A 22781-nucleotide genomic window follows, 5' to 3' on the forward strand; every position below is an offset into this window, starting at 1 on the left:
TCGTGCAGTTTCTTTAGCTATTAGGGTCTCTCTGGGCCTAACACCAGGGGAGCGGGGTGTGGGGTGTGGGGTGTGGGGAGATGGCAAATTAGGTTAGACTTTATCTTAATGAGAAAGACTGTAAATATGACTAGAGAATTATATCCGGCGATCGATCCCTATTGTACTGGTTACTTAAAAGTATCGGCTCTCCACACAATCTATTATGAAGAAGTGGGCAATCCCCAGGGTAAACCGGTAGTATTTCTCCATGGCGGGCCTGGAGGTGGTATTGAGGGGATTTATCGTCAGTATTTCGATCCACAGAAATGGAGAATTGTCCTTTTTGATCAACGGGGTTGCGGGAAAAGTACCCCCCACGCTGAGTTAAGAGAAAATAACACTTGGCTGTTAGTGGCAGATATCGAAAAACTACGAGAATTATTAAAAATTGATCGCTGGGTAGTTTTTGGCGGTAGTTGGGGAAGTACCCTATCTTTAGCCTACAGTCAAACCCATCCCGAACGCTGTTTAGGCTTAATTTTGCGCGGGATTTTTCTACTGCGAGAAAAAGAATTAAAATGGTTTTATCAAGAGGGAACCAGTTATATTTTTCCCGATATTTGGCAGAATTATTTAGCACCTATTCCCCCGGAAGAAAGGGGTGATTTGCTGGCCGCTTATTATCGGCGACTGACTAGCGATAACCCCCAAATCCGTCTAGAAGCTGCCAAAGCTTGGTCAATTTGGGAGGGAAGTACCAGCAAATTAATTCCCGCGGACAATTTAATCGAGAGATTCGGTCAGGATAATTTTGCCGAAGCTTTTGCACGCATTGAATGCCATTATTTTGTCAATAAGGGTTTTTTAGAGACGGATAACCAACTGATCGAAAATGTTGATAAAATCCGCCATATTCCCGCGGTTATCGTGCAAGGACGTTATGATATTGTTTGTCCGATGATTTCTGCTTGGGAATTACATCAAGCTTGGCCGGAAGCGGAATTTATCATTGTTCCCGATGCGGGACATTCGATGACAGAAGTGGGAATTCGTAGTGCTTTAATTGAGGCTACCGATAAATTTGTTAACTTATAAATCACCTAATTATCGTGATGATTTTGCCAAATTTGTTCGTAGGCTTTTTCCATATCTAGGGTAAATTTTTTCCCATTCCAGAGGGGAGATATATGACGAGATTGACGTAATTGATAACGAATTTCTTCCCTTAAATTTTGATCTAATCCTAACTTAATTCCCCACTGCACATATTCCTCATCACTCCAAGCTATACCCTGACTAATGCCGGCATTTTTCATAAAAGTATAGCTATTACGGGCTGCAAATTGTTCACCAACCCTAGTGACTAAAGGAATCCCCATCCAGAGGGTTTCTAGGGTTGTGGTAGCACCACTATAGGGATAGGTATCGAGAACTATATCAGCAATTCCTAGATTAGCGCGATGGGTTTCCTCATTGAAATCATTGGGCAAAAATCTTAATCTATCTTGACTAATTCCCAATTCGTCGGCACTTTTGAGAAATAATTCTCGAATGGTTTCTTTGTCGGCAAAACCTTTGATTAAAAGATAGCTATTAGGAACCTGTTGAAGAATCTGCAATTGCAGACAAATCATGTTTAAAGTGCGTTTTAATCCCGATTGCACGGTCAGATAAATAATAGCATCATCGGGAATATTTAAATCAGTTCTTCTCCTAGTGGGAACACCCACTTCAAAACCATCCACGGATAAATAAGAGTTAGGAAGTCGGATAATTTTTTCTGAATAAATTTCTTGAGCATTTTCGGGTAAAACGTAGTTATCGGCAATAAAATAATCAATAGCAGGGATTCCCGACGCATCTAATCCTAACCAGGTTACTTGTATCGGTGCTGGTTTTAAAGCCATTACTAGATAAGTTGTATTATTGGTTAAGCTATCAATATCCACTAAAATATCTAAGTTATCTTGACGAATTTGTGCAGTTATTTGTTCAATTTTTGCGGGCAAGTTATAGCTATAATCTGAGTTATTTATAAACCATTTTTCAGTAATTTCGTCCGCTGCTTGGTTGACAAAATAGGTGTAAATTTCAAATTTATCTCGATTATGATAGTGAAATAACCAGCGACTTAACCAACCCACAGAATGACGACGGAGAGTATGGGCAATATAACCAATTTTTATTTTTCTTGCTGGAGATTTTGGAGAAGAAACAGGAGCTATATAGTTATAGCGGTTTCTCACATCTGCTTGGAAAATTTCCGCTAGTTTACTTTGTAAATAGCGATTAATTTTGGGATTATCTTGATAGTAGGGAAGACAGCTAGTAACTCCCAAAATAGAGTCGATAATAAAGGGACGTGCATTAAATTGTTTGGCCTTAATTTGTCCCTCGATTAGTTGTATTAATTCATCGATAAATTTAGGTAAATTTCCCCAGTCTCCCTTAGCTTGTAAAATACCAATTACTAGAGAAATTCCCAAGAGCTTTTCAGTAGTTGTTTGGCAACTTTTATAAAAATTATCGGCAATTTCTAGAGATTTTTTATAGTCAACAGTGGTGGTTTTATAAAGATTAAACAAACTATTTTGTAGGTATAAATCCTCCGGTAGAAAGCGCAAACAAAGTTCTACTAAATTAATGGCAAATACACTTTGCTTTTGTTGATAAGCATAATTGACAATTGCTGAGATAACTTTGGCTGCAATTATTTCTGGATTATTGATATGTAAGGCTGCTAATTCTAAAAAGTGGATGGTATCAGTACAGGGGTAGATTAAAACTTTTTCCGTCACTCCCAGCAGTAAATCAACATTAATTGCTGCTGTAGCTGTATTTTCTAACAGTTCAAATACACACCAATCATTGAACTTTTCCATCGCAAAAATTTGGAATTGGATTTCTAATTCCATCAGATGCAGGAGATTGTTTAAAAAACTAGGATTAAGATTTTGTAGCTGCAATCGAATTAGATAACTTGTCTCTAATCTTTGGGAATTTTCTTGTCTGGTTGCCTCTGCATCTAAGATTTGAGTTAAAGTTTCTATCCACCCCGATAATTCTGATTCGGCTGCTTGACTCAACACCAGTAACCAAGTAGCTTGCGCGTCTTCTTCTCTATCTTGTAAAAGATAGGCTAATCCTAGATAAAAATAATCCTCAATTACTGGAGAATTGTTTTCAATTAATTGTTCATAAAACTGCAATACCAGTTGATAATTATTGTCGTTTAAGTGTGTTTGTATGTCTTGATGCCATTGCATAGTTTTTATCCGCTAAGATTGACAATAAATATTCCACATTTGCCGATAAGCATTTTCTAAATCTCTGGTAAATTGTTTGGCATTCCAGAGGGGAGATGTATGACGAGACTTTCGGAGTTTCCAACGGACTTCCTCTCTTAAATTTTTATCCAATCCTAACTTAATTCCCCACTGCACATATTCTTCATCACTCCAAGCTATACCCTCAGTTATTCCCGCATTCATCATTAAAGTATAACCGTTGCGTGATGACCATTGTTGCCCCACTTTAACCACGAGAGGAATTCCCATCCAGAGGGTTTCTAAGGTGGTTGTACCACCATTAAAGGGATAGGTGTCCAAAACCACATCAGCGATGGCTAAATTTGCCCTGTAGGTTTCCGTCTGATAGAGAGGAAGCATCTTAATTCGATTAGTTTCTACTCCAACTTCTGCGGCAATTTGACAGAATAAATCCAGGAGGGAATTATCATCAGCAACTCCTTGAATCAGGAAATAACTATTAGGTACCGATTTGAGTATTTGCATTTGTAAGCGAATCATCGCTGGATTACGCTTAATTGCTGTTTGAGAACTTAGGTAAATAACCGCATCGTTATTAATACCTAAATCTTCTCTTCGCAGGGTAGGAACGGCTATTTCAAAACCATCCACAGCGACAAAAGTATTAGGCAAACGCCAGATTTTTTCCTGATAATATTCTTGGGCATTTTCTGGCAATACATAAGGATCCGCTAAAAGATAATCTACTGCGGGTAAACCAGAACCATCAAAACCTAACCAGTTAACTTGAATAGGGGCAGGTTTTAAGGCAATAACTTGGGCAACGATTGCCCCAGTACCACTATCTAAGTCCACAAGAATATCGATGTTATCTTCTTTAATTTTGCGATAGGTTGTTAAGGAATCAGCAGTAGCATGATAGATTTTATCTGCGGGATTAGAAAACCATTGTTTAGTTATTTCATCCACAGGTTGACTCACCATATAAAGGTGAATATCAAACTGTTCACGATTGTGATAATTAATAGTCCAACGACTCAATAAACCGACGGGATGATGTTTTAAGGTTTGGGCAATGTAACCAATTTTAAGTTTTTTATTGGCATTATCTTCTCTAGGTTTATCAAAACTTTCCTCTTGAAAACCCAGCATTTCTTTGTAGGTTTCTTGAAAAAAACTGCCAATCTGACTTAAAAGCGGTCGATTCTCTTTCGGGTTATCTTCATAGTAAGAAATCGGATTCATAACTGTTAGTAAAGCTCCCCGAACTAAGGGATGTATATCTTGGGGCTTTTTTTCTATAAATTCTTTAATTAAGTGTTTATACTCTTGACAAATACTAGGAATGTCATTCCATTTTGAGGCTCGTAAAGAACCACTAAAGAGGAGCGATTGACTAAACATTTTTAAATCAATCGTTTGACTTTTCTCTTTCAACTTATTGACTAAATTGATGGCTTTTTCATAGTCAGGTAAAGAGATATAAAACCAAAATAAATTAACTTCTAAGTACAAACTTTCTGGATAAAGGGGAAGAAAAGCTTCCGCTAAGTCAACGGAATAAATAGCTTGATATTTCTCAAAAGCAAAGCGTCCAGCAACAGTGATGACGTAATTAAGTAATTCTGGAGAATTGCCAAGATAGGGTAAACTTAACCGAACTAATTCTATGGTATATTCATGAGCGTAAGGTATGACGGCAATTACTACCCGTTCCAATAATTGAGAGTTAACTGAACCCTGAGTAATTAATTCTAGTATTTGCCATTCTTGCAGTTGTTGAGAATCAAATCTATTTAATTTAATTTCAATGAGGGTTAAATGCAGTAAATTATCGAGATAACTGGGATTAATTTCCTGTAGATGTTTACGAATTAACCAACTGGTTTCTAGATTTTCTAACTCTAATTGTCGGTTAGCTTCGGTAGTTAAAATATTGCTTAATTCTAGCATCCATGAATCAGTTTCCTGTTCATCTCCTTGAGTGAAAACAAATAACCAAGTAGCTTGTGCTTGTTCTTCTTTTGCCTGCAAAAGATAGGATAATCCTAAATACCAATAATGACTAATTTCTGTGGTTTCTTTTTCTATCAGTTCTTCGTAAAACTGACTAACAATATCGTATTGATTGTTTTCTAAAGCGGTTTTAACTTCATTTTGCCAAGACATGATTTAATTCTCCCTGATTAACTTTCACAATAGATTTGCCACATTTGACGATAGGCATTTTCCACATTTTTAGTAAACTGACGTGCATTCCAAATCGGTGAATTTTGTCTAGATTCGTCTAATTTAGCGATAACTTTGCGTCTCAACTGTTCATCCTTACCTAACTTAATTCCCCAATCGATATACTCCTCATCACTCCAAGCAATACCCTCACTAATTCCCGCATTAACCATTAAAGTATAACTATTTCTCGATGACCATTGTTGACCAACTTTTGTAACCAAAGGTATCCCCATCCACAGCACATCTAAAGTCGTCATTCCTCCCGTAAAAGGATAGGTATCTAAAACCACATCAGCTATTCTTAAATTTGCTCGATAAATTCCTGTGGGATAGAGGGGTAAGATTTTTAATCTCTCATAATTAATTCCTTCTTCCTCGGCAATTTTGAAAAATAATTTTTCCACTGATTTAGCATCACTTAACCCTTGAATACTCAAATAACTATTAGGAACTGCCTTTAAAACTTGTAGCTGAAGTCGAATAGTTTCAGGGTTACGTTTAACCCCCGTTTGTACGGTTAAGTAATTAATTGCATCCTCTGGAATCCCTAAATCATCCCTGCGGAGAGAGGGGGAAGCAACCTCGACACCATCCACACAAATATAGGAATTAGGTAAGCGCCAAATTTTTTCTCGGTAGTATTCCTGTGCATCTGCTGGTAAAACATAATTATCAGCAAGATAGTAATCAATTGCGGGAATTCCTGACGCATCAAAACCTAACCAAGTCACTTGTATTGGTGCGGGTTTTAGTGCCATGACTTGACAAGTTGCGTTATTAGTGATGCTGTCTAAATCTACCAAAATATCAATGTTATCTTGACTAATTTTTTCAGCAATCAGTCGAGGTTTAATTGCTAAATTATAGCAGGCATTCACCTGATTTTTAAAAAAAATTTCAGTGATAATGTCTTCTTTTTGAGATACTAGGTATAAAGAGACATGAAATTCATTATAGTCATGATACTTCATTAACCATCTAGCGATTAATCCGATAGAATGATTATATAAAGTATGGGCAATATAGCCAATTTTTAGAACTTTTTTGCTGTCTTTAATAGTCGATTTTTGAAGATAATTACAGTTAGAATTATTGCGAACATATTCCTGAAAAAGTTGACCAATACAATTACTAATATAACGGTTTTTTCTTGGGTTATCTTCTAGGTAAACTAGAGGGGATAAAATTGTTATGTATGGTTTATCCAATAATCTTGGACATTCTTGATTAGCGATACTTTTTTGCAAGGATTCTGCATATTCTTCAATATCTGCCTTAATATCGACCCAATTACCACTAAATAATTTGACATAAAGAGCAATAAAATCAGCTACAGCTTGAGAAGGCAACCCTTGACAACTTGTTTTTAATTGATTAGCTACTTGGATAGCAGCGGCAAAATCTCGATTATCAAAATAACATTGATAAAGTTCAGCTAACAGATAAATTTGCTCTGGTTCTACTGCTAAACAAGTATTAATAATATCAATAGCCAATGGTTTATTGTTTCTGGCTAGAGAAGGGACTTTAGCTTCTACTACTTTGATGAAAGTTTGTCGCTGACAGTGAGATTGAAATATTGCTTCCAAGTAAGGGACGGTTTCTGGTATCTGAGAATCGAGAAATTTTTCTAAAACTTCTACTAATAAACCTAAATCGAGACTCTGGAAATTATTTGTTTTTAACACATCGACAAATAACCAAGCTTTTAACTGCTCTTTATCGAAATAATTCAAATCAATTGCTAATAAAATAAACCGCAGCAAATTATCAATATTATCGGGACTAATCTCGCGAATATGTCCTCGAATTAACCAACTGGTTTCTAAATTGCCTAACTCTAACTGTCTTCGCGCTTCCCCATCCAAAATATTGACTAAATCTACTGTCCACAGCATCACCTCCTGTTCATCCCCTTGACTGAGGACGAATAACCATGTAGTTTGTGCTTCTTCTTCCCTAGCTTCTAAAAGATAGGCTAATCCTAAATACCAATAATGACTAATTTCTAGGGGGTCTCTTTCTATCAGTTCTTCGTAAAATTGGCTAACCTGCCAGAAATCCCCTTGGATAATTGCCGGTTCAACTTGGGAATGCCAAGACATAAGTATTTATCGTTAAGTGTCTCTACTAGCATACTCAAATAGAGGCAAAATTTTTCTATATAAGTAAAATTTATCAGTCGCTCAGGGGTTGGGTTTTGGGGTGGTCACTGCGTGCGCGTTGCGGGGGGGTGTTGGGGTTTTAGTTGAAATTCCCCCACTACCCCACTTCCCATTCCCCCACTTCCCACTCTGCACCCAGTTTCAACGCGTCCCAGCTTACCATCAATCTCAGCCAAGAGTCAGTCCCGATGAAAAAGTTTTCACCACCAGAGACGAAAGAGGTTTCCTTCCCTATACCCCACACCCTACACCCTACACCCTCTTTCAAGTCAGTTTTTTGAAAGATTTTCTAAATAAACCAATAAATCGGCCATAGCTTGAGTATCGGGCTTAAATTTGGGCATTGGCGGTGTTTTACCGCTAATTACCTGTTCAATCAGACTAATTCTCGATTTGCGACGGGAAACGTCCTCTAAACTCGGTCCGACGATGCCATCAGCAAACTGACCGTGACAAGCAGCACAGTTAATCTGAAAGATTTCGTAACCACGACTGACATTGCCTTGTCGGGATAACACCTCTTTAATGTAGGGATCCGACATCTTAGCCAGATGAAAGGTGATTAAAAAGGCACTAATCAGGAACAAAACCACGATTATAACCATTAAGAATCGATAAAGTCCGAATTTTGGTTTAAATAACTGACTATTCACGCAAGCTGCCGAAGGAAAGATGAGTTTCTCTTTACATTTTGCAACTTTTTGCCCCAAAATTCCACCGCCGCTGCTAGAGATAGGCAAATGGAGAATAATATAAGACAAAAGTGTATCTTTTTCTAACCCTCTAGCAATGAACCTATTAACCAGACTGGAAGATTGGCCCTATATTATCTTACCTATCATCATCGTCCTCAGTTTCCTGCTGTTGGGATGGCTCGTAGAAAAGCGCGTTGTCAGTCAACTTTTATCGATTGCCAGAGAAAAAAACCTGCGTTTCTCGGAAGGGGTTTTACGTTCCCTTCGCGGATTAAGCATACTTTGGTTCGGACTTTTGGGTTTAAATATTGCCCTCTCCCTTCCCAATCTTCCCCTCTTTCCCTACCTGATTCTCCTGAGCCAAAAATTGCTGCTAGTGGCTTTTTTAGCTTCGGCTACTTGGGCTATTGCTCAATTATCCGTGGAAATATTACGATTTTATACCACGGGAGATGATGGCATTTCTTCCCTAACTTCCCTATTTGAATTTCTCGCCAAAGTTCTGATTTTTAGCTGCGGTTTTTTGCTTATTTTAAGCTCGATTGGCATTTCGATAACTCCGATGCTTACTGCCTTTGGTATTGGGGGTGTTTCCCTCGGTTTAGCTCTCCAAAATACCCTAGCTAATTTAATGTCAGGGATTAATATTATCACTTCTAAAAAAGTTAGACCGGGAGATTATATTGAACTGAGAACGGGAGAAGCTGGTTATGTGCGAGATGTGGATTTAAGATGCACAGTAATCGAAGAAATTACCAATAATCTTTTGGTTATTCCCAATGCTCAGATCATTTCTTCTAGTTTCCGTAACTATAGTTTACCAGATCACTCCCTCCTCATCCCCGTGGAAGTGGGCATTAGTTACGATAGTGACTTAGAAAAAGTCGAAAAAGTTACCCTAGAAGTCATGCAGGAAATCGCCCAGTTATTGCAACCTCACCTCGGTGACTATCAACCTTTGATCCGTTATGGTAAATTCGATTACTATAGTATCCTGCTGACGGTTTATCTCAAGGTGGTAGAAGAAGAATTTTTTCAACACCTCACCATTAAACACGAATTTATTAAACTCCTACACCGACGCTATCAGCAAGAAGGAATTAAACTTCCCTATCCGATTTTTTTTCCCTATCCCCCCACTAATCCCCCTAGTTAACCTCAATTCCCTATGGCAACCAACAATTTAAAGCGCGGGCAGCTCACAACTGATAATTCTCCTCAAAAAACTTACGAGTCATCGGTTGGGCAACTTCAAGACCGTGGCCTTCTCCTAATAATTCTAGGGGTTTTCCTTCCACTTGAATCCAGACTTTGGCATTGGGATCCTCGGCAGTAGTAGTATAGATGATTTGTGCCAAACGACCGATTAACATATCAGGACCATCATCATTGCCAAACTCGCGCGAGAGATTAATCTTAATTCCCGTTTTATCTACTTTTAAATCAAGTAATTTAGTCCCGGGGGGAATAGTAGTCATATCCTGAGGATTACTTGGACCGGCTAATAGAGTTTGTAATACTGCTGTTAACTCTCCCTCGCGGCCATCGGCTTTTTGAACGGTAATTTCTTGGCTGACTAATTGATTCCCCGTATCAGTCACTTTTAACCAATAAACCTGTCGAGTTTCCCTAACAGGAATAGCTGCAGGAGTCGCTGTCGGACTTGTCTTCACTGGACCCGGAGAAACTGGTTCAACAATTGGCGATTGACTTATCGGCACCTGACTGGGAGATTCAATCGGGTTTTCGCTGGTTTTCTGGGAGGAAGATAGGTGATGGACGGCAAACCAGGCAGTGGCCCCACCAGCAGTAAATAAAGCGAGGCCGATACCAATTATCCAAGGCAAAGAGATTTTATCACTAGAGCGAGAACTAGGCATAATTCAGTTATCAGTTATCAGTTATCAGTTATCAGTCGAACGCTTTTATTCTCCCCCCGCAACGCGCACGAAGTGGTCTCCCCACTTCCCCACTTCATAATTCATAATTCATAATTCATAATTCCCACTTCCGATCTCCTGTTTTCTGACCGTTAAATTTAATTGGGGTTCCCCGATCGAGGCTTGATGCTGCCAAAGGCGGCTATACTCAGCTTATCATCGTCGATCTGCAATTGTAGAAGGCGGGCGATAATCCCTTGTTTCTCGAAGTTTTTTAAATCTAACTGGGTGGATATACCCTCGGCAAACCCCTTGAGAAGGCGCGAGGAGAGGCGACGACCATTAAGAGTGGCTGTGGGGTCAATAAGCTCGATTTTTCGCCCCTGCACTAGCTTAAATCCCACTTCTAGGCTAAGATCGAGGCTGGCTGCTGGTTCTTCCTGCTTTTGGGTCTCCAGCTGCAGCCTCAGAGCGACGCGATTATTATTAAGAAAGTTAAAATTTGCTTGACTAAGTTGATATTTTGTGCTAAACGATTCTTCCCTAGAAGGAATTAGATTATTAATCAGGGTCTGAATTTGTTCTTTGACCGCTGCCGATTGTAAAGCTTGATTAACATTAGTTTCCGTGAGGACAAGATGCAACGCCCCCGCAGCCGGTCGGCGCAGAGCGGCGGCTAAATTGCCGTTTTTTTGCTGTAATCGCCGCAAATCGAGGCTAATTGGCTCAGTTTCTAGCTCGATCTTCTCAATGCGAACATCAGCAAGGGGATAAATTCCCCGTGCAGAAATGCGAACTCGATCGATTTTGCCTTGCAGAGCCTGATAATTGGGAGTATTATCGACCCTGACGGCTAATTGTTCCACTTTTTGGACTTGAGAGCGAAGGGTATGGGCTAAAACCGTATCAATAATTGCCCCTGCGGGAGTTAACAGGGTCAAAACACTAGCGAGAGTGATTGTTAGCCATTCCATCGCCCAATTACACCCATTCAGCTAAATTTTGCCAAGCATTAGTCAAAAGCTGACTTAACCAACGTCGTTGCACTTGATCTAAAATCGGGTCTTCTGCGAGAATTTCTTCAGTAAGATCATCGAGAGATTGGCCTTGAGCGCGGGCCATTCTAATGATTCCCGCAATCACGGCAGCGATCATCTCCTCATCCACGGGACGCTGTCGGAGGGCGGCAATTTCTTCGGGGGTAGTCGGGATAGGATAATTCATAATCAGATGGTCCTGGCTGTGTATTAATCTAGGTATGTAAAGTTTTTTCAACTTTTTTCAGAAAACTTTTTGTGTAGTCTAGCGTAATCAGACGATTTTTGGGTGTAATAGCTAAATCAAGATGAGAGAAATCCTTTACAGAGAAATTCCGACTCCCGACTCGATCGCCGTTTGTCAGTGGTTACAATCCGATTGGCAACCCGGAAGCGGTGTCAAGACAAATACACCTAACGGGGTGAGATTGCGCTTATCGGAGGCGATCGAATTGTCGATCTTTGTCTGGACGCTGCAACGGACTACTTATTTAAAAGTTTTCCGCTGGGGTGAGCGATCGCATTACCTGGAAACATCCCTAACTCGGCAGCTCGATCGAGCTTTACAAAAGCGTTTTCCGCCGCAGTGTAACACGATACCAAACATCGATCGAAAAAATCACTCAATTTTTACAGCTTTAGAAGCGGACTATCCCCTAACGGTTCACTACTTCCGCAAAATGCCGCAAGGGGAGGCAGATTTAGAACGGTTGTACTGGTGGGAAAAACGTTGGCGCGACAGTGCCAAAAATCCCCAACAACCGCAGCCGGTAATTTTCTCTAGCAGTGAGGAAAATGATCATCCCATCGCCTACGACTTAATTTATATTGGTGGTGCCTTGGGGGCAATTCACGCCGCACAGATGGCCAAATTAGGTTATCGAGTCCTCTTAGTAGAAAGACTGCCTTTCGGACGGATGAATCGGGAATGGAATATCTCTCGATCGGAGTTTCAAAGTTTAATTAATTTAGGCCTATTTACTGCCGAAGAATTCGAGGAATTAATCTTCCAAGAATACCTCGATGGCTTTAATAAGTTTTTTGATGGCAATAATCCCCCCCATCTGAAGGCGGAGATTCTCCATACTCCCACGGTTTTAAATATCGCCATTAATTCCGATCAATTGCTGCAATCCTGCGGTAAAAAAATACAGGAATATGGCGGTAAAATTCTCGATCAAACCGAATTTCTTAAGTCTGATATTACTGCTAATAGTGTTACTGTCACCCTTAATCATGGTGGAGAAATTCAACAGATAAAAGGTCGTTTATTGATTGATGCCATGGGGTCTGCCTCCCCGATTGCTTGGCAATTAAACGGAGTGCGTGCCTTTGATAGTGTCTGTCCGACGGTGGGGGCAGTAGTAGAAGGATTCGATCCAGTGGTGTGGGATTCTCACTATGGCGATGTCTTAAATTCCCATGGCGATATTTCTAAAGGCAGACAACTAATTTGGGAATTATTTCCGGGGGAAGGAAAAGAATTAACCTTCTATCTATTTCACTATCATCAAGTCCATCCCGATAACCCCGGTTCTCTGTTGGAAATGTACGAAGATTTCTTTACTATTCTGCCCGAATATCGACAGTGTGACCCAGAAAAATTAACCTGGAAAAAACCAACCTTTGGTTATATACCGGGGCATTTTAGTACAGGAAAAAAAGATCGAATTGTCTCCTTTGATCGCATTTTAGCCATCGGTGATGCCGCCTCCCTGCAATCACCCTTAATCTTTACTGGATTCGGTTCTTTGGTGCGTAATTTAGAGCGCTTAACCCATCTTTTGGATATGGCATTGAAACACGATTTACTAACAGCTAAAGACCTAGAAAATGTGCGGGCCTATCAAAGCAATGTGGCGGTAACTTGGTTATTTTCTAAAGGAATGATGGTTCCCACAGGAAAAACCTTACCACCCCAAAGAATCAACGCCATGTTAAACACATTTTTCGGTTTATTGGCCGACGAACCGCCGGAGGTTTCTGAAACCTTTATTAAGGATAAAACCGATTGGTTGACCTTTAGCCGTTTAGCAATTAAAGCGGCCAGAAAAAACCCCGCTTTACTGTTATGGATAGCAGAAATGGCTGGCAGTCAGGATTTAATTCGGTGGTTAGGTTCCTATCTCGATTTTAGCCTTGATGGAGTCAAAAATCTGTTTTTTGGTTCCTGGTTTCCCCAATGGTTAAAAAACTCCCAAAGCTGGCTAGAAAAAGACAATCCCCGCCTCTGGTTAAAGTTATTGAGTTTTAATTATAGCTTAAGAAATTAGAGGATATTTATCAATTGACGCTCCCATCACCCTAAGCGCGTTAGAAGTCAAAGTAGATGAATTGTTTAAGAAGTTAACACCCCCAGAGGGTTGCTTCTCTGACAGGATTTCCCTTGATCCTTACTGAATACAATTTAATTTGGTATGACTAAGACCTGGGCGAATAAACTTCTCGGTTCCGATGCAAGCAAAATAAACTAGAAAAAACCGGGTTAAACTGGCGAAAAATTATTCCTACCGCCAGGGTCGCCGGGGGCGAGATTTTCGAGACATTTTCGATGACAGGAGAAAAGATGAGGATGCCTACTCGATTAAATTTTTCTAGGGAGCAGTTTTCCCTACCCGGGTTAAAGCGTCTGCGATCCTATCGCTCGGCCTGGTTGCGGGGAGATATCATCGCGGGGATCACCGTGGCGGCCTATCTCGTTCCCCAATGTCTGGCCTACGCGGAACTGGCCGGAGTACAACCGATCGCCGGATTATGGGCGATCCTACCGCCCATGCTTATCTATGCGCTGCTCGGTTCCTCACCACAACTCTCCGTCGGGCCGGAATCGACAACGGCAGTAATGACCGCCGCCGCTATCATGCCCCTCGTGGCGGGGGATAGTAGCAACTACGCCAGTCTGTGCAGTCTATTGGCCTTACTCGTGGGTAGCGTCTGCTGCCTCGCCGCTTTCGCCCAGTTGGGGTTTCTCGCCGATCTCCTCTCCAAACCGATCCTCGTCGGCTACATGGCCGGGGTAGCGGTGATCATGATCGTCGGTCAGTTGGGAAAAATTAGCGGGATGTCACTAAAAGCGGAATCGCTTTTCGGACAGATCGGGGAATTTTCCCGACATTTATCCGAGATTCACCCACCAACTCTGATTCTTGCCGCCGGTGTTTTAATTTTCCTGCTAGTGGTACAACGTCGCTTTCCCAATGCCCCCGGCCCTTTACTCGCGGTTCTACTGGCGACATCGGCAGTATATTTGTTCGATCTGAACGAGCGCGGCATCGCCGTGATCGGGGAAATTCCCGCCGGTTTACCGAGTTTGAAAGTACCGAGGGGTTTTTCTTCCCAGCAGTTCGTCTATTTACTCTCCTCGGCCATCGGTATCGCCCTCGTTGGCTATTCCGATAACGTCTTGACCGCACGCGCGTTCGGGGCGAAAAACAACTATCGCATCGATGGCAATCAGGAATTACTCGCCCTGGGAGCGCTGAATATCGGTAACGGCATCATGCAAGGCTTTCCCGTCAGCAGTAGCGGCAGTCGCACGGCGATCGGCGATTCTCTGGGCAGTCGATCGCAACTGTTTTCCCTCGTGGCTTTTCTGATCGTGATTTTGGTACTCTTGTTCTTGCGACCGCTGCTATCCCTGTTTCCGAAAGCGGCCCTAGGGGCGATCGTGATTTATGCCGCACTCCGTCTGATCGAGATCTCGGAGTTCAACCGTCTGCGTTGTTTCAAAACCAGTGAGTTCCGATTGGCGCTCGTCACCATGTTCGGTGTCCTGGCCACCGATATCCTCGTCGGGGTGGGCGTTGCCGTGGGGTTATCGGTGGTCGATCTGTTCGCACGGCTGATGCGACCACACGATGCGGTTTTGGGGGAAGTGCCGAATCTGGCGGGCCTGCACGACATCGAGGATTGGCAGGGCGCGACGACGATCCCCGGATTGGTTCTCTACCGTTACGACGCGCCCCTCTGTTTCGCCAACGCCGAGAATTTTCGGAAACGGGTAATAGCGGCGATCGAAGCGGAGAAAGTCCCCGTCGAGTGGTTCGTTCTCAATGCCGAAGCAATTCTAGATATCGATATTACGGCGGTCGATATGTTGAAAGAATTACATCGAGAATTAATCGGCCGTGGTATTACTTTTGCCATGGCGCGGGTGAAGCAAGATTTATATCAGCAATTAAAAAAAGGAGACCTATCCGAGACGATCTCGACCGAACGTATTTATCCAACCCTAGAGGAAGCGATCGAGGCGTTTCATCGGAAATTTTGGGTCTGAAACCCCGCCGTTCTAGGTTGGCTTTACGTTAGAATTAAAAGGCCAGTCTCGAAAACCAAGTGGACGGCGCAGCACCTTGAAAACTCGGCTTGGTTTTTTAACTGTGGTATGCGACGGTGGTGGAAGCAGAAACTTAAATCGTGAGGTTTAGGAATCGCCGCACTTTTAGGGCGGCGAGGATGTCAACTAACAGCAAGGGATGTAATCTCATTCAGGGGAAAAAGTCGCTATGAACCACCAAATAGAAACCCCGATCCGGTCACCTTCTCAAGCTCGATTCCGTTCACGGGAAGAACGCATCCAGATCGGTAAATCCCTGCGGGAGCGATTGCCGCGTTCTCGCCACGCTATCTGGCAACCCCCCGCAGCTGGTCGAGAGCCGATCGAAATCATCGAAGCATCAAATCAAGGGCGATTACAGGAATTAATTCCCATCCGCTACGGACGAATGTTGCGGAGTCCCTTTACCTTCCTGCGCGGTTCCGCTGCCTTGATGGCCTACGATCTGGCCACCACTCCCAAAACCGACATTATCGTGCAGGCCTGCGGAGATTGCCACCTGTTGAACTTCGGATTTTTTGCCACCCCCGAACGCAATTTAGTCTTCGATATTAACGATTTCGACGAAACCCTACCCGCACCTTGGGAATGGGATCTCAAGCGTCTCGTGGTCAGTTTTGTCATCGCCGGCAGGGATAGCGATCTATCCGATCGAGAATCGAAGGCAGCGGCGATCGATTGCGCTCGTTCCTATCGAGAACACCTGCGGGAATATTCTCGCCTCAGTCCCTTAGAGGTATGGTACACGCGCATAGGAGTAGAACAGGTGCTCGAGATGGCTCCCGACGAAAAGACACGCAAGATACGGGAACAGATGATGACAAAGGCCCGCGAGCGCATCATCGAACATCTCTACCCCAAGATCGTCACCCAAAGCGGGGGACGCAATCGCTTTGTCGATCAGCCGCCCATTCTCTACCATGTCAACGAACCGGATTGGGAGACTCTCGTGCGTGAGGGTCTGGAAGACTATCGCCAATCCCTGCCGGAGGAACGCCGGGTCCTGTTCGATCGCTACCAGTTAGAGGACTTTGCCCTGAAAGTGGTGGGCATTGGTAGTGTCGGCACCAGATGTTATATCGCCCTATTGTTCTCGGAAGATAACCATCCCCTCATCCTACAAGTTAAGGAGGCTTGCCCTTCGGTTCTCGAACCCTATACCGCCAAGAGCCAGTATGAAAATCAGGGACAACGGGTGGTTACAGGCCAGAGATTGATGCAATCCTCTAGCGACATATTTTTAGGCTGGACCCAGGGAAGACGGGGCAATAACTTCTATTTACGGCAACTGCGGGATATGAAGTTTTCCCTACCCATTGAGGGAGTATCGGCCGTCCAACTGCAACGCTACGCCGAGTTCTGTGGCTGGACCTTGGCCCGCGCCCACGCTAAATCTGGAGATGCGGCCACCATTAGCGGTTATTTGGGGAAAGGAGATCAGTTCGATCTAGCGATGGGCGAATTTGCGATCGCTTATGCCGAGCAGACAGAACAAGATCACGCCGCTTTGGTGGAAGCGGTCAAAACAGGACGGGTCGAGGCTTTGGTGGAAGAAAATTTATAGCATTAAGCTATCAGCCTGTTATTTTTCGACCTTAGATTAGGGGCGCCGCTCTCTTAGGTTTGGTGGGTAAAATGTATTCTAAGATACAGTCCTGCGGGCGAGTGAGTGGAAGGAACCACAGAGACACAGAGGACACAAAGATCGATCACTACTATATAAGTTAAACTTATCACACAAAGAATAACAGAGCCGATTTGCTCACAGAAAATAGGGCTTATCTCGACAAAATACTCTAGAACAAGGATGATGGTATGTGATATAATTTGCTCTTGCTTTCAACTACATATTTAAGTAATTTTGTCAAGAAAATGAGCGAATTAAAATCCCAAATCACGGCTATTGATCATCAACTTTCCAAACGTCCGATCGCTCTCGATCCCGCAGGATATTTTATTATTTATCTCGACCGAGAAGCAGGGTTAATCTGTGCCAAACATTACAGCAATATTATCAATGAAAAAGGTTTAGCCGTCGATCCAGAAACGGGAAAAGTTATCGGTGTTAGGCAAAAACTTGATCGCAATCCTGAGAATATTTACACTGCAAGAACTGCCAAAGAATTAGCCGTCAAAGTGATCGAAGAAACCCAACCTTGTCCGATTACTATGTTCGATCATGCTGCTTATTTAGGTCGAGAATTTACCCGCGCTGAATACGCTTTAATCACCGGGGAAGAATATATTCAGGATTAAAGATTGGGCTTTTCAGTGTTGCCAAAGGCACGGCGTAGCCGTCCAGTAAACAGTAAACAGTAAACAGGGATAAAGATGAAGATAAATAAATAACTTAAAACTTACATCTGATAACTGATAACTGTTAACTGATAACTGATAACTGTTAAACCGTGCCTTTAAATAAACCTTGAGGACGGAATAATAACAGCAAGATCATAATTAATAAAGCCACGGCTAATTTATAATCAGAACCAATTAAGGGAACACTAATTTCTTGGGCAACACCAATAATTAAAGCCCCAGCAATCGCTCCGTAGGGATTACCAATACCACCCAAAATCACGGACGCAAACATTGGTAAGATTAAAAACCAGCCCATATTGGGACGCACTCCCCCGGTAATTAACCCGAACATCCCTCCAGCTAAAGCAGTTAAAACTCCCGTGATTATCCATGTCCAGAAAACAACCCATTCGACGTTAATTCCAGTTACTCTAGCTAAATCGTTGCTGTCAGCTACGGCACGCATTGCCTTACCGATCTTAGTTTTTTGCAATAGCAAATGGAGGGCAATAATAACTATAATTGCCAAACCAATAACTAACAAGCGATCAAAAGCTACTTTAATCCCAAAAATTTCTGTAGCGGTCATCACAGGCAGATCGTAGCGTTGATTACTACCGCCCCAGATCATTAAAATACCATTGCGAAGAAATAAAGCCAAACCGATCGAAATAATAATTAAAGTGGTAGAATCAGCCCGTCGATCGCGCATAGGTTTCCATAATAATCTCTCGGCAATGAGCATGGCAATAGCTGTCACTGCTGCGCCCACCAGCATCGCTAACCAGAGATTAATCCCTTGAGCATTTACCACCCAAGTTATGTAAGCACCCAAAGTCATAAAATCGCCGTGGGCAAAATTAGACAGACGCAAAATGCCACAGGTAAGGGTTAAACCGACAGCAGCCAGAGCAATAATACTGCCGACGGCTAAACCATTGAATAAAAGTTGCGGTGTATCCATCAAACCTCTTGTATAAATCAGAAATTGTCCTTAGAAATAGGAGTCAGGAGAGAGAAAATTAATTAACTTTTGTCTTTTACCTTATTTAGCTGAAAGCTGAGGGACTGTAGCTTAAATATTTTTGTTTAGACCAAATTGCATGGCAGTATAAGCCTAGACAGCCATTATAAAGGTTTGTGTGCCAGCAATTTCTCGCGGCCGGTGAAAAGCTGACGGCTGATGACTTACTGCTATAAAATCAAGAATGCCCACTGATGGAATTTTCCGCCAATGAAGACTATCTTTCGATTAGCGATCGCTTTTTTTGCCTTACTATTTATCCTATCTCCTGTCAATGCCTTAGCTGCCAGTTCTGCTGCTGTCACAGGAGCCAATGCCAGTTATGAAAACCAGAATCTGACAGGGAAGGATTTTTCGGGACAAAATTTGCAATCTGCCCAATTTACTAACGTTAATCTCCAAGATTCTAACTTTAGTTCTGCCGATTTGCGCGGGGCAGTGTTTAACGGAGCCTCTATCATCGAAGGCAACTTTCATGGAGCGGACTTAACCAATGGGTTAGCCTATCTGAGTACCTTTAAAAATTCCGATTTAAGCGATGCCATTTTTGCCGAAGCGATCATGCTGCGTACCATTTTCGAGGGAGTAAACATCAACGGTGCTGATTTTAGTTTTGCAGTGCTTGACGCTCAACAAATCAAAAATCTCTGTGAAAGAGCCGAGGGTGTAAACTCAAAAACCGGCGTCTCTACCCCGGAATCTTTAGGATGTGATCAATGATGCAAACCCGGGTTGGTGTTATTGGTGGTGGACAATTAGCATGGATGATGGCACAGGAAGCCAAGAGATTAGGCATTTCTCTGATTGTACAAACACCACACCCCGACGATCCCGCCGTTGCTTTAGCTGACGGGGTTGTTTTCGCTGAAATAGCTGACGCGGAAGGCACAAAAAAACTAGCTCAACATTGTGATCTGATCACTTTTGAAAATGAGTTTGTTAATTTAGATGCCCTAGAAGAATTAGCGGCCACAGGAGTGCAATTCTATCCTAGTTTGGCAAATCTGCGCCCCCTATTGGATAAATACGAGCAAAGATGTTATTTACGCTCCCTAGGGTTGCCTGTGCCTGATTTTTGGGCGATAGATAATTTATCCCCACTAGAAAATTATCCTTTTCCGCTAGTACTGAAAGCGCGACGACACGGTTATGATGGTCAAGGAACCTTTATTATTCGCACTCCTGAAGAATTAAACGCCAAAAAGCCGCAATTAGAGCGTCTTGACTTGATGTTAGAAGCTTATATTCCCTACGAGCGCGAATTAGCCATCGTTGCCGCTAGGGGATTAACTGGGGAAATCGTCACCTATCCCGTGGTGGAAACCTATCAAGAGGAGCAAGTCTGTCGCTGGGTGATTGCTCCCGCCGCTCTTAACCAATCTTTACAGGCTCAAACCGAATCTATCGCCCATCATCTGTTAAGTAGTTTGTCGGCGGTGGGTGTTTTCGGGATCGAGTTATTTGTCACTCCCCAGGGAGAGGTATTGATTAATGAAATCGCTCCCCGTACCCATAATTCGGGTCATTACAGCCTTTCTGCCTGTCTTACCTCCCAATTTGCCCTACAACTGCAAGCAGTGGCTAATTTGCCCCTTGGAGCCACGGACTTAAAATCTGCTGGGGCAGTCATGGTTAATTTATTGGGTTTTGAGGATAGTGACGGCGATTATGGGGAAAAAAGAGCAGTTTTAGCGGCAATTCCAGACGCTCACGTTTTTTGGTACGGTAAAAAATCCCGTCCCGGTCGAAAATTAGGCCATGTCACCCTCTTAAGGGATACAAGCGATCGCTCTGAGTTATTGGCCCTAGCAAAGCAGATAGAAAAGCTTTGGTATGGTTGTTAGGGAATTATGAATTATGAATTATGAATTGGGGAGTATTTTCAGTAAACAGTAAACAGTAAACAGTGAACTGATAACTGATAACTGATAACTGATTCAGTAAATCCTAATTAGAGTCTGCTGAATAAATCTAAAAACCTTGTTGGATAAGAATTTTAGACTTTTTTCCCATCAAAAAGTGCCAGACATTGGGGGGATCGGGGGGGAAATTTAGGCACTTTTTCCTCGGTCAGTTTTTGACTAATTAACTCGTTACCGTCTCCACTGAGATGAATATTATCGCGATAGAGGGAATCAGGATTAGGATGAGCTTGAAAAATGGGCAGAAAATCTAGATAAAAAATCTGCTGGTTGCTGGTGAAATCTGCTAGTCTTTGACGGGCCTTTAATTCATAATCTCGCCCCTGTTTTTTAACTTCGCGAATGAGGGGAGTAATAGCGATAATTAAACGGGCTTGATTAGCCTGAGCAAGGGCTTGAATTTGGGCAAGAGCGGTTAAATTATTGCCCACTCGATCGCCTCCTTCTTGCACCGGTGGTAGGGGAGGATAACGCTTAAAATATCGATCGTACAACTCGATTAAAGCTAAAGCTGGCCGGCGAGCGGGATAATTAATTTCTCGTCCCACCACCGCCGAACTAGGAGCTAAAGCGAACAGATCATCGGTGTTCATTAATAACACGATCACCTGGGATTCAAAGATGCCGAAACGTCGCAGATAGGCCGATTGATTGCGCGGTCCCCAAGAATTGGCCGAAGCATTGAGAACCTCCACTGAACCCGTCAGATTTTGGCCTAAATTTTTGGTGATTAAAGCAGCAATGGTCTCTTTTTGATCCGTCCACCAGGAGCCATTAGCGATCGAATCACCGATTAACATGATTCTCGTCGTCTCCGGAGGCCGTTGGGGTGTAATCGGCTCGCTCCGCATCGAATACTGATTAACGGCGATAAAATTGGAAAACCGGCGCGTTTGTTGATTAGGAGCCAAAAGATAGCCAATTTCGGCATCAGCTTCGTAAATAAGCGGATTACCGAACCCGAAGACAATTCTTAAAATAGCCTCAAGGAAAAGGCCAAGGGCGAAAAGAACGCCTAAAATGATTAAAGACAGCCGAATGATACCAATTTCTAATAACACGGATAGATGAGAGTTCGCTAATTTTTGACATCCTCACCGCCGTAAACGGACGGCGATTCCCAAACCTCACGATTTAGGTTTCTGCTTCTTTCCCTTGCGGGGTTCCGCACCTGCCGCCCCAGTTTTACTCTGTTCTGGTCTTATGGTCGCTCTACAGACTGACACCGCAAGCCCTGCGGCCAAAATGTTTTTACTGGCGTTAATATCTCGGTCATGGTGAGTCCCACAGTCTGGACAATCCCATTCTCGAACATTTAACGGCATTTTCTCAGCAATATACCCGCAATTACTACACCTTTTAGAGCTAGGAAACCATCTATCTATTTCGATGTAATTTCTCCCATACCAACGGCATTTATAGGCTAATTGTCGGGTGATTTCTCCCCAGCTTACATCAGATATTGCCTGAGATAATTTCGGGTTTTTGACCATATTCTTAACGGCTAAATTCTCAACCACAATCGTTTGGTTTTCACGAACTAATTTAGTGGTTAGCTTATGTAAATGGTCTTTTCTACTATCGGTGATTCGAGCGTGAATTCTGGCTACTTTGATTTTTGCCTTTTCTCGATTCTTTGAGCCTTTCTGTTTTCTAGAAAGATTTTTTTGTGCCTTTTGCAGTCTCCGATAATGCTTGTTAAAATGCTTGGGATTAGATACTTTATCGCCATTGCTGGTAATTACAAGGCTACTAATTCCTAAGTCAATTCCGATGGCTTTATCGGTTGGGGGTAATGGCTTAATCGTTGGGTCATCAAATCTAATTGAGATATGCCAGCGTCCAGAAGGATGTAATCTGACTGTTACTGTACTTGGTTCACAGCTTTCTGGGATTTGTCTTGACCATCGAATAGGTAAAGGTTCTGTGCATTTAGCT

At 42.6% G+C, this 22781-nt stretch carries 18 protein-coding genes; 8 read left to right on the top strand and 10 right to left on the bottom strand.

The window, feature by feature from the left end; all coding sequences use genetic code 11:
* Positions 1 to 126: 126 nt before the first annotated feature.
* The gene (gene pip / locus LW728_RS08040; protein WP_002782674.1) at positions 127 to 1077 is read left to right on the top strand and encodes a prolyl aminopeptidase; all 951 of its coding nucleotides are present in this window, start codon (positions 127 to 129) and stop codon (positions 1075 to 1077) included.
* Between the two features lie 5 nt (positions 1078 to 1082).
* On the opposite strand, the gene LW728_RS08045 is transcribed toward pip, so the two are convergent.
* From LW728_RS08045 to LW728_RS08060, 4 genes are all read right to left on the bottom strand, one after another.
* Positions 1083 to 3248, bottom strand: a complete 2166-nt coding sequence (locus LW728_RS08045; protein ID WP_287766145.1) for an O-linked N-acetylglucosamine transferase, SPINDLY family protein — start codon at positions 3246 to 3248, stop codon at positions 1083 to 1085.
* Positions 3249 to 3260: 12 nt separating this feature from the next.
* Positions 3261 to 5420, bottom strand: coding sequence for an O-linked N-acetylglucosamine transferase, SPINDLY family protein (locus tag LW728_RS08050; protein WP_287766147.1), 2160 nt, complete (start codon positions 5418 to 5420; stop codon positions 3261 to 3263).
* Between the two features lie 17 nt (positions 5421 to 5437).
* The gene (locus tag LW728_RS08055; protein ID WP_287766150.1) at positions 5438 to 7588 is read right to left on the bottom strand and encodes an O-linked N-acetylglucosamine transferase, SPINDLY family protein; all 2151 of its coding nucleotides are present in this window, start codon (positions 7586 to 7588) and stop codon (positions 5438 to 5440) included.
* Positions 7589 to 7917: 329 nt separating this feature from the next.
* Positions 7918 to 8409: a c-type cytochrome gene (locus tag LW728_RS08060; RefSeq protein ID WP_002799809.1), complete on the bottom strand. Its 492-nt coding sequence runs from the start codon at positions 8407 to 8409 to the stop codon at positions 7918 to 7920.
* Positions 8410 to 8437: 28 nt separating this feature from the next.
* On the opposite strand from LW728_RS08060, the gene LW728_RS08065 reads away from it, so the two are divergent.
* The gene (locus tag LW728_RS08065; RefSeq protein WP_002799810.1) at positions 8438 to 9499 is read left to right on the top strand and encodes a mechanosensitive ion channel family protein; all 1062 of its coding nucleotides are present in this window, start codon (positions 8438 to 8440) and stop codon (positions 9497 to 9499) included.
* 43 nt (positions 9500 to 9542) lie between these two features.
* On the opposite strand, the gene LW728_RS08070 is transcribed toward LW728_RS08065, so the two are convergent.
* The 3 genes from LW728_RS08070 to LW728_RS08080 form a co-directional block, all read right to left on the bottom strand.
* Positions 9543 to 10223: a GerMN domain-containing protein gene (locus LW728_RS08070; protein WP_287667307.1), complete on the bottom strand. Its 681-nt coding sequence runs from the start codon at positions 10221 to 10223 to the stop codon at positions 9543 to 9545.
* Between the two features lie 158 nt (positions 10224 to 10381).
* A complete protein-coding gene (locus LW728_RS08075) occupies positions 10382 to 11197 on the bottom strand; it encodes an LmeA family phospholipid-binding protein (protein ID WP_287766152.1) in 816 nt (271 codons plus the stop codon).
* 7 nt (positions 11198 to 11204) lie between these two features.
* Positions 11205 to 11447 (bottom strand): hypothetical protein, encoded by a 243-nt coding sequence (locus LW728_RS08080; protein WP_002800028.1) that lies wholly within the window; start codon positions 11445 to 11447, stop codon positions 11205 to 11207.
* A 121-nt stretch (positions 11448 to 11568) separates the two neighbouring features.
* On the opposite strand from LW728_RS08080, the gene LW728_RS08085 reads away from it, so the two are divergent.
* From LW728_RS08085 to LW728_RS08100, 4 genes are all read left to right on the top strand, one after another.
* Positions 11569 to 13533, top strand: a complete 1965-nt coding sequence (locus LW728_RS08085) for an FAD-dependent monooxygenase family protein (protein ID WP_287667303.1) — start codon at positions 11569 to 11571, stop codon at positions 13531 to 13533.
* A gap of 299 nt (positions 13534 to 13832) precedes the next feature.
* Positions 13833 to 15536 (top strand): SLC26/SulP family anion transporter, encoded by a 1704-nt coding sequence (locus LW728_RS08090; protein WP_287766153.1) that lies wholly within the window; start codon positions 13833 to 13835, stop codon positions 15534 to 15536.
* A 229-nt stretch (positions 15537 to 15765) separates the two neighbouring features.
* Positions 15766 to 17160, top strand: coding sequence for a DUF2252 domain-containing protein (locus LW728_RS08095; RefSeq protein ID WP_287766155.1), 1395 nt, complete (start codon positions 15766 to 15768; stop codon positions 17158 to 17160).
* A gap of 308 nt (positions 17161 to 17468) precedes the next feature.
* The gene (locus LW728_RS08100) at positions 17469 to 17852 is read left to right on the top strand and encodes a DUF4346 domain-containing protein (RefSeq protein ID WP_002800162.1); all 384 of its coding nucleotides are present in this window, start codon (positions 17469 to 17471) and stop codon (positions 17850 to 17852) included.
* A gap of 145 nt (positions 17853 to 17997) precedes the next feature.
* Here LW728_RS08100 and LW728_RS08105 read toward each other — a convergent pair whose 3' ends face one another.
* Entirely contained in the window at positions 17998 to 18861 is an 864-nt protein-coding gene (locus tag LW728_RS08105; protein WP_287667555.1) for a branched-chain amino acid ABC transporter permease, read from the bottom strand.
* 270 nt (positions 18862 to 19131) lie between these two features.
* Here LW728_RS08105 and LW728_RS08110 point away from each other — a divergent pair, with 270 nt between their 5' ends.
* Entirely contained in the window at positions 19132 to 19641 is a 510-nt protein-coding gene (locus LW728_RS08110; RefSeq protein WP_002760385.1) for a pentapeptide repeat-containing protein, read from the top strand.
* The gene (locus tag LW728_RS08115; protein WP_287667558.1) at positions 19638 to 20765 is read left to right on the top strand and encodes a 5-(carboxyamino)imidazole ribonucleotide synthase; all 1128 of its coding nucleotides are present in this window, start codon (positions 19638 to 19640) and stop codon (positions 20763 to 20765) included. The genes LW728_RS08110 and LW728_RS08115 overlap by 4 nt, the downstream gene beginning before the upstream one ends.
* 152 nt (positions 20766 to 20917) lie before the next feature.
* Here the strand turns inward: LW728_RS08115 and LW728_RS08120 are convergent, their stop codons facing one another.
* Positions 20918 to 21904: an SGNH/GDSL hydrolase family protein gene (locus LW728_RS08120; RefSeq protein WP_287766157.1), complete on the bottom strand. Its 987-nt coding sequence runs from the start codon at positions 21902 to 21904 to the stop codon at positions 20918 to 20920.
* Between the two features lie 66 nt (positions 21905 to 21970).
* Positions 21971 to 22781 (bottom strand): RNA-guided endonuclease InsQ/TnpB family protein (locus LW728_RS08125; protein ID WP_287766160.1); only part of this gene is annotated, 811 nt, incomplete at its 5' end.

This window comes from Microcystis sp. 49638_E5 (assembly GCF_021300285.1).
GTDB lineage: Bacteria > Cyanobacteriota > Cyanobacteriia > Cyanobacteriales > Microcystaceae > Microcystis > Microcystis aeruginosa_C.